At 44.7% G+C, this 13,425-nt stretch carries 11 protein-coding genes; 10 read left to right on the top strand and 1 reads right to left on the bottom strand.

The annotated features are described in order from the left end of the window. Positions 1–21: 21 nt before the first annotated feature. The 10 genes from ACTJJS_RS13285 (at position 22) to ACTJJS_RS13240 (ending at position 12,054) form a co-directional block, all read left to right on the top strand. Positions 22–624 carry a hypothetical protein gene (locus ACTJJS_RS13285; protein WP_440664065.1) on the top strand — a complete coding sequence of 201 codons (603 nt, stop codon included), beginning with the start codon at positions 22–24 and terminating at the stop codon, positions 622–624. Positions 625–638: 14 nt separating this feature from the next. After that, positions 639–1,775 (top strand): NAD-dependent epimerase/dehydratase family protein, encoded by a 1,137-nt coding sequence (locus ACTJJS_RS13280; RefSeq protein WP_440664063.1) that lies wholly within the window; start codon positions 639–641, stop codon positions 1,773–1,775. Further along, positions 1,775–2,824, top strand: coding sequence for a hypothetical protein (locus tag ACTJJS_RS13275; RefSeq protein WP_440664061.1), 1,050 nt, complete (start codon positions 1,775–1,777; stop codon positions 2,822–2,824). The genes ACTJJS_RS13280 and ACTJJS_RS13275 overlap by 1 nt, the downstream gene beginning before the upstream one ends. A 2-nt stretch (positions 2,825–2,826) precedes the next feature. Next, positions 2,827–3,936: a GDP-mannose 4,6-dehydratase gene (gmd, locus tag ACTJJS_RS13270; RefSeq protein WP_440664059.1), complete on the top strand. Its 1,110-nt coding sequence runs from the start codon at positions 2,827–2,829 to the stop codon at positions 3,934–3,936. Between the two features lies 1 nt (position 3,937). Next, the gene (locus ACTJJS_RS13265; RefSeq protein ID WP_440664057.1) at positions 3,938–4,867 is read left to right on the top strand and encodes a GDP-L-fucose synthase family protein; all 930 of its coding nucleotides are present in this window, start codon (positions 3,938–3,940) and stop codon (positions 4,865–4,867) included. 10 nt (positions 4,868–4,877) lie between these two features. Further along, positions 4,878–6,173 (top strand): hypothetical protein, encoded by a 1,296-nt coding sequence (locus ACTJJS_RS13260; protein WP_440664055.1) that lies wholly within the window; start codon positions 4,878–4,880, stop codon positions 6,171–6,173. 534 nt (positions 6,174–6,707) lie between these two features. After that, a complete protein-coding gene (locus tag ACTJJS_RS13255; RefSeq protein ID WP_440664053.1) occupies positions 6,708–8,057 on the top strand; it encodes a hypothetical protein in 1,350 nt (449 codons plus the stop codon). A gap of 250 nt (positions 8,058–8,307) precedes the next feature. Next, positions 8,308–10,206, top strand: a complete 1,899-nt coding sequence (locus tag ACTJJS_RS13250; protein ID WP_440664051.1) for an ABC-F family ATP-binding cassette domain-containing protein — start codon at positions 8,308–8,310, stop codon at positions 10,204–10,206. An 80-nt stretch (positions 10,207–10,286) separates the two neighbouring features. Continuing rightward, positions 10,287–11,282 carry an aldo/keto reductase gene (locus ACTJJS_RS13245; protein ID WP_168871196.1) on the top strand — a complete coding sequence of 332 codons (996 nt, stop codon included), beginning with the start codon at positions 10,287–10,289 and terminating at the stop codon, positions 11,280–11,282. A gap of 88 nt (positions 11,283–11,370) precedes the next feature. Next, positions 11,371–12,054: a carboxypeptidase-like regulatory domain-containing protein gene (locus tag ACTJJS_RS13240; protein WP_440664049.1), complete on the top strand. Its 684-nt coding sequence runs from the start codon at positions 11,371–11,373 to the stop codon at positions 12,052–12,054. 47 nt (positions 12,055–12,101) lie between these two features. On the opposite strand, the gene ACTJJS_RS13235 is transcribed toward ACTJJS_RS13240, so the two are convergent. Next, the gene (locus tag ACTJJS_RS13235; RefSeq protein WP_440664047.1) at positions 12,102–13,325 is read right to left on the bottom strand and encodes a hypothetical protein; all 1,224 of its coding nucleotides are present in this window, start codon (positions 13,323–13,325) and stop codon (positions 12,102–12,104) included. Positions 13,326–13,425 lie beyond the last annotated feature (100 nt).

Genomic DNA, 13,425 nt, shown 5'->3' with positions numbered 1-13,425 from the left:
ACTAACTAAAATGCTGCATTGATGGAATTATCTAAATATACTATACTGGAGAGGGTTAAGCTTCTTTTCAGCCTTTTATTGACCCGGATGTTCTATCCAGGTGCCAAACTGATCCGTCAACCCTTTGAAATCCGCAACAGGAAGTATATCAGAATTGGAAAGGGGTTTACGACCGGTAAATATTGCAGGCTGGAAGCATACCCCAATCAGGAAACAAAGGATGTGTGCATTTGGATAGGGGATAATGTCCAGATAAATGACAGTGTACATATTGTGGGAAGTTCGGGGGTTACCATCGGAGATAATACATTGCTTGCCGGGAAAATTTTTATTTCCGATCTGAATCATGGTTCTTATGGGACAAATGATATTCATGACTCACCGGACATGCCGCCACAAGATCGTCCGCTATCTTCCAGAAAGGTGCATATTGGGAAGAATGTATGGATTGGGGAATTTGTAAGTATACTACCTGGCGTGACCATTGGCGATGGCGCAATTATTGGTACAATGTCGGTTGTTTCAAAGTCGATACCTGCAAATTGTATTGCTGTAGGCTCTCCGGCAAAAGTTATAAAAATTTTTAACCCATCCAGCAGAGAATGGCAAAAATATAAACCGTAACAATATTGATTTTCATGAAAAATATATTAATCACCGGAGGTGCAGGATTTATTGGATCTAATCTCTCTTTAAAGCTTCTGAATAAAGGATACAACGTAACTGTGCTTGATTCGTTATCCTCACAGATTCATGGTTCAGACCCTGAAGTGACCTCCCCGCTCTTTCAGTCTATTTCAGGAAAAGTCAATTTTATTCATGCATCCATCAATGACAGGGCTGCTCTTGAAAATGCTGTCGAAGGTCAGGATGCTATTGTGCATTTTGCAGCGGAAACCGGCACTGGGCAGTCAATGTATGAGATTCATAAATATGTTGATATAAACATCAACGGTACCGCATTGTTGTTGGATGTTCTTTCTGCTAAAAAGAACAGTGTCCAAAAAGTGTTGGTGGCATCCAGCCGTTCGATTTACGGTGAAGGTAAGTATAAAACAGCCGACGGACGCGTTGTTTATCCCTCTCATCGTACTGCTGAAAGCCTGGATAAACACGATTTTGAAGTGAAATACCCGGGAGTTGAAACACCGCTTATTTTGCAGCCTACAGATGAGGATTCAAAGATACATCCATCTTCTGTGTATGGCATTACAAAACAAACGCAGGAACAACTGGTAATGACGGTTTGTCCAACCATCAATATTCAGCCTGTTGCCTTACGTTATCAAAATGTTTATGGGCCAGGACAATCTCTTTCAAATCCATATACAGGTATTCTTTCCATTTTTTCAACCAGAATAAAAAACAATAACGGAATTAATGTGTTTGAAGATGGTTTGGAAAGCAGGGATTTTGTATTTATAGATGACGTTGTAACCGCCACCATTAAGGCACTGGAAATGCCGGAAGCCAATAATCAGATCTTTAATGTTGGAAGTGGGACCGCTACAAACGTTATCACTGTGGCGGAAACGCTGAAAAGGCTGTATGGGTCGGTCGTGGATGTGACGGTCTCCGGTAACTACAGACTGGGTGACATCAGGCATAATTACGCTGATCTTTCCAAGATACAGCGTTTACTGGATTTTACTCCTGAATATGATTTCGATAAAGGTATCACACAGTTTGTGGCATGGGTAAATGAGCAGGAGGTTCAAAATGATGATTATGAAAAGTCTATTGCAGAGATGCGCTTAAAAGGAATGTTTAAGTAATGGCGATTTTAGCAGGCAAAAAAATTCTAATGATCTGCCCCCGGTTTTTTGGCTACGAGAAGAAGATCGTAGCTAAACTTGAGGAGCTCGGCGCAGATGTTGTTTATTATGATGAACGGCTGAAAAATACTGCGACGGCCAAAATTGCAATTCGTTTTTTCAGAGGAGGTATCAAAAAAAGAATTACAAAGTATTATAATAATATTTTGGTTGAAACGGCCTCAACAAAATTCGACTATATCTTTTTTGTAAATCCGGAAACGGTATTACCTGAATTGTTAGAAAAATTCAGGGAGAAGTTCCAGACTGCCAGGTTTATTCTATATATGTGGGACTCACTCCGTATTAAGCCTGTTGCCCGGGAGCTGCTACCTTATTTTAATCGGATCTATTCCTTTGACAGGAATGATACTTTGATTAACCCATCTATCAAATTCAGGCCTCTTTTTTTTACTGATGAATTTGATATAGCAGGTGAGAAAGCTGTTGTGCAAAACCGATATGACTGGTGTTTTTTCGGTACTGTACATAGTGATCGTTACAGTGTAATACGAGATCTCTGTCGGAGGTCCGGTGAGATGAATATGCGAGTATTCGTATTTATGTACCTTCAGGGGAAATTCGTGTTTTATTTCCGCAAATTATTTGAAAGAAGTTTACCTGGCGCGAAAATAGAAGAGTTTTCCTTTAGCCCGATGACGAGAACGGAAATATCAGAAATAGTGAATTCATCTGTGGCGGTGCTTGATATCCAGCACTACGATCAGACCGGGCTTACCATAAGGACTTTTGAAATCCTGGGTATGGGTAAAAAAATGATTACAACCAATCCGGACATCGTAAATTATGATTTTTACGAAAACGATAATATATGGGTGATAGACAGAAAGAAGCCGGAAGTACCGGCACATTTCTTTACTACTCCGTCTGTCCCTGTTGCTGCTGATATCAGGCATAAGTATTCTCTGACAGGCTGGATTGAAGAGATTTTCCAATTGTCAAACCAGGCATGTGATGCATCTGAGGCACACGTGCATAAAAATAAATAAATATGGTCGCATTAATTACCGGTATTACAGGTCAGGACGGCGCCTACCTTGCAGATTTATTGCTGAAGAAAGGATATGAAGTACACGGCATAAAGAGAAGAACCTCATTATTAAATACCGACAGAATTGATCACCTGTATCAGGACCCACACGAACAACATGTGAATCTGACATTGCACTACGGTGATTTATCGGATAGTACAAATATTATCCGCATCATTCAACAGGTACAGCCGGATGAAATATATAATCTGGGAGCAATGAGCCATGTACAGGTGAGCTTTGATACACCTGAGTATACTGCAGATGTTGATGCACTGGGTACTCTCCGGATTCTGGAGGCGATACGTATCCTGGGATTAACCCAAAAGACAAAATTTTATCAGGCCTCAACGTCTGAGTTATATGGCATGGTGCAGGAAATTCCCCAGACCGAGAAAACACCGTTTTACCCCAGGTCCCCGTATGCTGTTGCCAAACAATACGCTTACTGGATTACGGTGAATTATCGGGAGGCTTATGGTATATACGCCTGCAATGGAATACTATTCAACCATGAAAGCCCACTAAGAGGTGAAACATTTGTTACCAGGAAGATTACTCGTGCTGTTGCCAGGATGCACCTCGGAACTCAGGAAAAGCTCTATATTGGGAATCTTGATGCAAAGCGGGATTGGGGGCATGCAAAGGATTATGTTGTGGCGATGTGGCTTATGCTGCAGCAATCGCAACCTGAGGATTTTGTTGTTGCTACCGGTGTTACCAGCTCAGTAAGAGAATTTATTATACTGGCATTCAGGGAAGTTGGAGCTGAATTATTATTTGAAGGCGAGGGAATTAATGAAGTTGCAAAAGTGAAATCCATTAACAATCCTGAGTCGAGATTAACTGTCGGTCAAACTGTTGTATCTGTAGATCCAAGATATTTTAGGCCTACCGAAGTAGAGCTGCTTATCGGTAATCCTGTAAAAGCTCAGGAAATACTTGGCTGGAAACCTACATATGATCTGGCAGGACTCGTAAAGGAGATGGTTGTGGCAGACGTGGAATTATTTCAAAAAGAAAGGGTATTGGCTGATGCCGGTTTTAAGATTATAAACCAGTTTGATTAACATGGAAAAATCAGATAAAATTTTTGTCGCAGGACATCGTGGATTGGTTGGTTCTGCCATTACAAGGAGGCTGGAGTATCTGGGATATTCCAATCTGATTCTGAAATCGAGCACACAATTGGATCTTCGGGATAAACAGCAGGTGGAATCATTTTTCCTCCAGGAAAAACCTGCATACGTGTTTCTGTCGGCAGCGAAAGTTGGAGGGATTATTGCAAATGATACACGCCCAGGTGAGTTTATTTATGATAACCTGATGATTCAATCCAATACCATTCATGAAGCATACAAGGCTGGCGTGAAAAAACTGTTGTTTCTGGGGTCATCCTGTATTTATCCTAAATTAGCACCACAACCCATGAAGGAAGAGTACATACTGACCGGCAAACTGGAGCCCACTAATGAAGCATACGCAGTAGCTAAAATAGCCGGCATTGAGATGTGTAAGGCTTATCGGAAACAGTATAACTGCAACTTTATTTCTGTAATGCCTACCAACTTGTATGGCCCCAATGATAATTACGATTTGAAGAACTCACATGTAATGCCTGCCCTTCTGCGGAAAATGCATGAAGCTAAAGTAAAAGGGCTTCCATTTGTAGAGATATGGGGTACAGGTAGCCCCAAAAGAGAGTTTATGCATGCAGACGATCTGGCGGATGCATGTATTTTTCTGATGAAAAACTATAATGGAGAACAGCTTGTTAATATTGGTGTGGGGGAAGATTTATCAATAGCGGAACTGGCAAATCTCATTAAGGAAATTGTAGGATATACCGGCGATCTGAAATTCGATCACTCCAAACCAGATGGTACTCCACGAAAACTTATGGATGTTTCATTTTTACACAACTTAGGCTGGAAACATAACATCTCCCTGAGAAATGGTATAACTGAAATATACAATGCAAAAAAATCCGAATGGAGCTAAATATTTGCATATGCGATTCATATTGTTAGTAAGTTTGATTTTTCTTGTCGGTTTATCTGAGTCTGTTGCTCAATGGCGGCAGCAGGAGTTTGTTATTGGGACTTTTGGAGATCCCAATTTGTCCGATAATAATAGTCCGCAGGGAGATAGGGCATCTTTCAGTAAGGCTCGGCAAGCAGGGTTTAATTTATTGACCGGATATCAACTACGCGTGAAGGGAACTGATCGCGAATTGATGCAACGGTATCTGCAGGCAGCAAGTGCAAGCGGCTTGAAAATTCTGATTACAGACAAAGCGATGGAACTGCATAATGATGCTGTGTCTGAGGTTGCTGTCAGATCACTTCTCAATTACTATCAACAACTCCCTCTAAATTATCAGCGTGTCATCCTGGGGTATAATGTCGGCGATGAGCCCGAAATGAGGCATGTGCCAATAATGCAGCAATTAATTAAGCTCGTCAAAGCTCAAACTGGCAAGCTGGCCTATGTAAATCTGCTCCCTGAATATGGCTTTCCCACCAGAGCAGCCTATGAGGCTTACCTGAGGAAGATCCTGGTTAACCAAAGCCGGACAGTCACACCAGATGTAGTGTCTTTTGACTACTACCCTTTTTTAGGGAAGGAGGGAAGCCTTCGGCCCGGATATTTTTATAATTTAAGCATAGTGAAATCTCTTGCCGGGGGAAGGCCGGTTTGGACGTATGTTTTGACTACACAACATGCCGGATATGCTTTTCCTGATGAATATCAAATAAATTTTATGACCTTTTGCCCGATTGCTTATGGTGTAAAAGGGATAATCTACTTTACGTATGAAACCGTTAAAGACAACTTTAATGCTGCATTAATCTCAAAATTTAATGAAACGACTGAAAGATTGCCGATTGCTGCCAGAAATAACAAATATATCGGTAATGTTTTGGGGCCAATAGTGATGAATAATACCTGTGTGGCCACCTATTGTTATGATAACCATGTTGCGTTGCCCGAAGCTGCCAGGCTGAATGCACAGAGCCCATATATACTCTCTATAGGATCTCAGGAGCTTGTTACTGGTGTCTTTAAGGCACAGAAGAATGAATACTATGCCATTTTTGTGAATAAAGCCAAAACACCCCTGAAAGGCGTCCATGTGAAGCTCCGGTCCCTTTCGGCCCAACACTCAGTTTATAAAAATAGTTTGACACAACCTTCATGGACAAAGATTACAGGAGTTTCACGAACAACTACTGATCAGGAAATTGTTTTGGATTTTGCCCCGGGAGAGCCCATCGCTGTTGCCATGAAAACGACAGCTCCGTGATAAAGTAAAACAAGAAGCGTAACCAGAGTTAGTTTTGACTCCTGATCAATACGTCTTCTTTAATGCCCGAAGATCATCGGTCCTTTACAAGCCAGAAAAAGTATTCGCCATTGGGAAACATCATAAATCGATTCCCATTTAAAAGTCAGGCAAAATAAAAATGCCCGTTTCTCCTGATTTATTTAGCATACTAAATCAGGGATATAAACTATATTTGTTTTTTTTATGAGTTTGTTAAAGATGTCATGTGGTAGTGGAGACTATTTTCTAACCAGCAAAACAAATAGCAATTAATATATGAAATACCTGTATTGTGCTTTACTGCTGCTTTGGGCTAATAAATTATTTGCACAAGAAAAGCTGCCGGTAATCCTGCCATACAATTATCAGAACATTAGAGAACTCTACCTGGATACATCTAATCATCATACAGCATTCAAACCAATCCTGCATGTTGATACCTCAGCAATGTATACGTCTCCGGATACAACAAAACGGAGTTTATTACATCGTAAGCTGTTTAATGAGCATCTGTTGGAATTCAGAAATAAGGAGTATAATGTTTTCATTGATTTTCTTCCGGACTTCCAGATCGGCAAAAGCCGGGAAGGCAGCAGGACCAACTGGCTGAATACCCGTGGCGCCATCATCCAGGCGAATATCGGTACTAAGTTCTATTTTGAATCTTCTTTCTACGAGAACCAGGGTAAGTTCCCCTATTATCTCGATCAGTATATCCGCAAAAATGACATCGTTCCCGGGCAGGGAGGTATCAAGGATTACAGCGAAGGCAAAGCTTTTGACTATAATTATGCCAACGCCTTGTTATCCTATACACCGAATAAATATCTGAATGTCACCGCCGGTTATGGGCAGAATTTCATCGGAGACGGCTATCGATCCCTGATATTATCTGATATCCAGTTCAGCTATCCTTATCTCCGGTTGACCGGCAACCTGGGCAGCGTGCAATACACCGCCATGTGGGCGCAGTTCATGGATAAACACAGTAAGAGCTTTGCATCTGCCTATAACGATCTCGGCTACTATAAAAAATGGGGCGTTTTCCATTTCCTCGACTGGAACGTCAACAAACGCCTGACCATCGGGCTCTTTGACGCCGTGATCTGGCCAGACGCTGATTCTTCCGGCCGTAAACGTGGTTTCGACTGGAGTTACATGAACCCGATCATTTTTCTCCGCTCTGCTGAGTTCTCTGAAGGTTCCTCAGATAACGCCCTGGTAGGCGCCAATTTTAAGTATAAACTCCTCCCTAAAACCACTATCTATGGGCAATTGGTACTGGATGAATTCAAACTGAAAGAGGTGTTCGGCGGAAAAGGCTGGTGGGCCAATAAACAAAGTTGGCAGCTGGGTTTCCGCTCCTTCGACCTGTTTAAGGTGAAGAACCTTGACCTGCAGGGGGAATACAATGCTGTAAGACCTTATACCTACAGCTATAGAAGTACCATGATCAACTATGAACACTATAACCAGTCGCTGGCACACCCATTAGGCGCCAATTTCCAGGAAGTGCTGGGTATTGCTACCTACCGTTATAAACGTTGGTATGGCCGCGGGGAGCTCATGTATGCCAAATACGGGGATGATCCGGATGCTCAAACTAACTTCGGCCACGACATCTCCAAGCCATATACCACTCACCCTAATGAATACGGCAACTGGATAGGACAAGGCATTAAAACCAATCTGCTTTACGCACAAGGTACTGTTGCCTACGTCCTGAACCCAAAGTATAACTTACGGGTGGAGGCTTCCCTGGCCGCCCGCAGGCTCAAAAATGACATCACCGGCTCCAAAACGGACCTGATATTCAATTTTGGCCTCCGTAGCTCCTTCAGGCAGTTCTATTACGATTTTTAAAATAAGTAAGTGCTAAAAACACGCAAGCCCTTCCGCTTCACGCGCAAGGGCTTTTTATTTTACGCAAAAGAGGGGCAAGGATAATGGACAAAGGCCGAAATAAAACGAACAACAAAAATCGTTATCATCAGGTGTAGGATTATCCGTCCGGCTATCCATTCCTATACTGAATATACGAAAAAAATCATAATATCAAATACATAATTCCGGATTTGGGGGAGTTTTCCTGAATATGTATAACTTCGCAGTTATGCATTACGTTACAGTAGAAGGGCTCACTAAATCATACGGCGTTAAGCCATTATTCCGGAATATCTCTTTTCATATCGAAGAAGGCGATAAAATAGCGCTGGTGGCGCTCAATGGAACAGGCAAATCCACCCTGCTAAAGATTATCCTGGGCAAAGAAGCCCCCGATGAAGGAAAAGTATGGATACATAAGGATGTGACCGTTGTAATGCTGGAACAGCAGTCCAACTTTGACCCCGCCAAATCCGTGATCGAAAACATCTTCGATCATGACAATCCCACCCTCAACGCTATCAAGGAATATGAACTCCTGACCGAAGAAGGCCACGAGCCGGACGTGGAAAAACTCACCGCCGCTTTCGCCCGCATGGACGAGCTGAACGCCTGGCACTTCGACGCCAAAGTAAAACAGATCCTCGGAAAACTCAATATACACCACCTCGATCAGCCGGTAGGCTCTCTCTCCGGTGGCCAGCAAAAACGTGTTGCACTCGCTAAAGTGCTGATAGACATAGGGTTCGAACACAAACACGTGCTGCTGATCATGGACGAGCCTACTAACCATCTCGACGTAGGCATGATCGAATGGCTGGAAAACTACCTCGACCAGGAACGGGTAACCCTCTTGCTGGTAACGCACGACCGCTACTTCCTCGACAGCGTCTGCAACGAGATCATGGAGCTGGACCAGGAACAGCTCTTTATATACAAGGGGGATTATGAAAATTACCTCGAACGTAAAGCTGCACGGGAGGAAATGGACCGTTCCAGCGTGGAAAAGGCACGTAACACCTACCGTAAAGAGCTGGAATGGATGCGTAAGCAGCCTAAAGCCCGCACCACCAAATCCAAGGCCCGCCAGGACGCTTTTTATGAGGTAAAGGACAAGGCTTCCACCAGAATTGCAGACCAGCAACTGGAACTGAATGTGAAAATGACCCGCCTCGGCGGCAAAATCCTTGAACTTAAAAAAGTCTATAAGGCATATGGTGAGTTGACGATCCTCAAAGGCTTCGACTATACCTTCAAAAAAGGAGACCGTATAGGCGTAGTCGGTAAAAACGGCGTGGGGAAATCGACTTTCCTGAACATGCTGCTGGGCACTGAACAGCCGGATTCAGGTAAAATCAACGTAGGGGAGACTATTGTATTTGGTAACTATTCCCAGACCGGACTGGTGGTGAAAGAAGACATGCGGGTGATTGAATTTGTGAAAAACATCGCTGAAAACTTCCCCCTGGCCGATGGTACCAAGGTAAGCGCCGCACAGTTCCTGGAGCTCTTCCTGTTCCCTGCGGAAAAACAATACACCTATATCTCTAAACTCAGCGGGGGAGAGAAAAGAAGGCTGCACCTGCTGTCTATCCTTTTCCGCAACCCCAATTTCCTGGTGCTTGATGAGCCTACCAATGACCTGGACCTGCCTACGCTCAGCATCCTGGAAAATTTCCTGCTGGACTACCAGGGCTGCGTGATCATCGTCAGCCACGATCGTTACTTCATGGACAAGCTGGTGGAACACCTCTTTGTATTTGAAGGAGACGGCGTCGTAAGGGACTACCCCGGCAACTATACCCAGTACCGGGAATGGCAAAAGGAAGAAGACAAACGGAAGACAGATGAGAAGAAGGAGGCCAAAGCAGAGGCCATTCAGGCGCCGGCCGCCACACCAACAGAAGGCCCCCGCAAAATGAGCTTCAAGGAAAAAAGGGAGTTTGAAAACCTGGAAAAAGAGATGGAATCCCTGGAGGAAGAGAAAAAGGCAATTGAAGCCAAACTGGCCAGCGGTACACTGCCTTATGAGGAAATGGAGCCGCTCACGCACCGGATAGGAGAGGTGATACAACTGCTGGATGAAAAGGGCATGCGGTGGCTGGAACTCAGTGAACTCAATGGATAAAATAAGAGTTATATATCAGGGAGTCCGGGGAATATGTCTCCGGACTCTTTTATTTTTGACCAAAAACAAAGCACGCTATTATGGAATACAGGCAATTAGGAAATTCTGATTTAAAAGCTTCTGTGGTTACTTTCGGCGCCTGGGCTGCCGGTGGCTGGATGTGGGGCGGAACCGAGCGTAAAGACGCTGTAAAGGCCATCAGGGCCTCCTACGATGAAGGCGTTACAGCCATCGATACCGCTCCGATATATGGACAGGGCACCAGCGAAGAAATTGTAGGCGAAGCGATCAAAGGCCTTCCACGTGACAAGGTGCAGATCCTGACCAAGTTTGGGATGCGCTGGGACCTTGCCCGGGGAGATTTTGCTTTTAAGAGCCAGGACAACCAGGGCAGGGATATCGACATTTACAAATACGCCGGTAAGGCCAGCATTATCAAAGAATGTGAAGATACGCTACGCCGTCTCGGCACCGATTATATTGACCTGTACCAGATCCATTGGCCGGACTCCACTACGCCCATCGGCGAATCGATGGAAACCGTGGCGGAGCTTATTAAACAGGGCAAGGTGCGTTATGCCGGAGTATGTAATTACAACGCAGAACAATTGGAAGAAGCCAGTAAGTACGTGCCGCTGGTATCCGACCAGGTGCCGTACAGCATGGTGAAACGCGGCATCGAAAAAACAGATGTGCCTTATTGCATACAAAACAACCTGTCCATCCTGGCTTACAGTCCGCTGGAGCGTGGTTTGCTGACCGGTAAAATGAAACCCGGTCACCAGTTTGCCCCCGGCGATCACCGGGCCGGCATCTATTTTTACCGGGACGAGAACCTGAAAAGGACCAATGCGTTCCTGGAAAAGATATACCCGTTGGCGTTAGCAAAAAATGCTACGCTTTCACAGCTGGTCATCCGCTGGACGATCGAACAACCGGGTATCACCATTGCCCTGGTAGGCGCACGCAATGCTGAACAGGCAGTGCAAAACGCTAAAGCTGCCAATATTCACCTCTCGCCAGAGGAAATCAGTTTTATTTCTGCAGAACTGGATAAGCTGGTGTTGGAGAAATAGTGGCTAAATCATATGACCGGTGCCGTTACCACGGTGCCGGTCGTACGTTTTCAGTCAAAAGGCGTAACTTAAAGTATATTGTTAAGTTATGCGAAAGGTCCCCCTTACTGTTTCTATACCGCAGCCGTGCCGGCAACCCTGGGAAGACATGACTCCTGAAGCCCATGGCCGTTTCTGCGGCAACTGCCAAAAGTCGGTCATCGATTTCTCCGATCTCTCTGACAGCGAGATCCTGGCGCTGTTGTCTGATACCTCCAAAAAGTATTGTGGCCGTTTTAAGAATTCTCAGCTGGACAGGCTGGTCCTGCCGGAGCAGCAGGCGACATCGTTGTTACCAGCAGCTGTGCTGGGGTTAATGCTGGCAGCCGGCATACCGGCTGTTGCATCAGCAACAGATAACAGACCACAATACGTAAGTAGGGACACTACCACGTCCCGTATCCTTACTGGAAAAGTAACAGATATAAATGGAAGTATCGTGCCGGCGGTAACAGTAAGCATCAAAGGAACGAATAGAGGTGTGTTAACAGACGCAAATGGCCATTATCAATTAACGGTGGTTCCGTCGCAACAGGTAGTGCTGGTCTTTTCTTATATAGGATATGAGCGGTTGGAGGTGCCCGTAACAGCACAACCGATCGTGGATGTGGTATTAAAACCTGACGAGACCCTGTTGTTAGGTGATGTGGTAGTAGCCGGTGGTGTGCGTGTAGTGAAAGCTACTCCGTGGCAACGTCTCAAACACGGATGGCAAAGGTTATGGCATCGTTAGTCATTCATAGAAAAAGTCCGGCATCAGATGTGCCGGACTTTTAGCAACTAATTCTTTTCAATTTTCTTCAGCCGTTCGTTCATAGCGGCAATCTGCTCCTGTTGCTGAATAATATAAAGGGTGAGTTCTTCCACTTTCTGAAGCAGCAGTTTATTCATCTCTCCCAGGTCTTGTCCGTTTTTCTCTACTTCGGCCGCTGCCGGGATATCAGGCAGGTGTTTATGCGTATTGACGTATTGTTTTATTTCCTGTAATGTTGGCAACTGATAATTGGCATGGAATACATAATCCGGCCATCCAGTAGCGGTTACTTTTACCCTTTGAGCGGTAATAGTTCCGGCCACGGCCAGTTTGGACTGTGGCGTAGTAGTTCCGATGCCAACGTTGCCCTCGTCTTTTACTGGTTGCAGCACAAGGTCCTGCCATTGTGTGAGATTATGATTGTGCCCGCCTATAATAGCGCTGCCATTGGCTGCGGTGCCAATCACCACACGGTTGCCGGCGTCTTTGTTGTTGCCAAAATCCGCTGCGATCCATCCTGGTGAGATGCTGCTGGTTTCCTGCGCAACCAGATTGGTAAATGAATTCCTGGAGTTGCCTGACCAGCTTGCTTCCATATTCCTGAAACGGTCAGAGGCGGTATTGCCGGAAACGGTCAGTTTTTCTGAAGGTTCAACTGTGCCGATGCCCAGGTTGCCATATAGCCGTTCCGGTTGAAGTATGAGGTTGGCCCAATTGTCCAGCGAACTGTCATGCGCGCCTATGATGGCTTTCCCATTAAGCGCATTCCCGATAACTACCCGGTTGCCGGTATTGTCGTTATTGCCAAAGTCGGCTGCGATCCAGCCATAGGACATTTCAGCGCCCTGGGCGACAAAGTTGTTGAAAGAATTGCGCGAATTATCTTTCCTGAAGGAAGAAGTGTTGTTCCGGAATCTGTCGGCAATTGTATTACCATTTACCTGTAAGGCGGTAATGCCGTCATCTGAAGCATTATTGATAAGAAATCTGCTGTTGGTATAGATGGCGGACCCTCTCAGAAACAACGGCTGAAAGGTGCTGGTGCTGGGGTTCAAGACATCTATATAACCGCCTCCATTATAAAAATGGAGCATCAGGCCTGTATAGTTGCCAATATTGTATTTGCCGGACCCATTAATGAAAAGGGCGTTGTTGGTGGTATTGCCGCTATCGGTAACGGTTTGCAGCTGGGCATAGGCAACAGGGGATAAGAAAAGAATGAACAGGAAAAGGGATAACGATTTTTTCATGACATAAGTTGAATTAAGATATAAATGGCTACAAAGCTAGCAATTATCACCGCTATCCCGAGAATAAAAAACGGGAACGGCGTATAGCCGTCCCCGTTTG

It is taken from the genome of Chitinophaga sp. 22308, from assembly GCF_052045305.1.
Classification (GTDB): domain Bacteria; phylum Bacteroidota; class Bacteroidia; order Chitinophagales; family Chitinophagaceae; genus Chitinophaga; species Chitinophaga varians_A.
The sequence above is the reverse complement of the archived record's forward strand: the minus strand, read 5'-3'. Positions and strand labels throughout refer to the sequence as shown.

Coding starts and splice junctions, on each gene's coding strand:
- ACTJJS_RS13245 (WP_168871196.1), top strand. CDS start 10,287: ATGGAATACAGGCAATTAGGAAATTCTGATTTAAAAGCTTCTGTGGTT.
- ACTJJS_RS13250 (WP_440664051.1), top strand. CDS start 8,308: ATGCATTACGTTACAGTAGAAGGGCTCACTAAATCATACGGCGTTAAG.
- ACTJJS_RS13265 (WP_440664057.1), top strand. CDS start 3,938: ATGGAAAAATCAGATAAAATTTTTGTCGCAGGACATCGTGGATTGGTT.
- ACTJJS_RS13280 (WP_440664063.1), top strand. CDS start 639: ATGAAAAATATATTAATCACCGGAGGTGCAGGATTTATTGGATCTAAT.
- ACTJJS_RS13260 (WP_440664055.1), top strand. CDS start 4,878: ATGCGATTCATATTGTTAGTAAGTTTGATTTTTCTTGTCGGTTTATCT.
- ACTJJS_RS13240 (WP_440664049.1), top strand. CDS start 11,371: ATGCGAAAGGTCCCCCTTACTGTTTCTATACCGCAGCCGTGCCGGCAA.
- ACTJJS_RS13275 (WP_440664061.1), top strand. CDS start 1,775: ATGGCGATTTTAGCAGGCAAAAAAATTCTAATGATCTGCCCCCGGTTT.
- gmd (WP_440664059.1), top strand. CDS start 2,827: ATGGTCGCATTAATTACCGGTATTACAGGTCAGGACGGCGCCTACCTT.
- ACTJJS_RS13235 (WP_440664047.1), bottom strand. CDS start 13,325: ATGAAAAAATCGTTATCCCTTTTCCTGTTCATTCTTTTCTTATCCCCT.
- ACTJJS_RS13285 (WP_440664065.1), top strand. CDS start 22: ATGGAATTATCTAAATATACTATACTGGAGAGGGTTAAGCTTCTTTTC.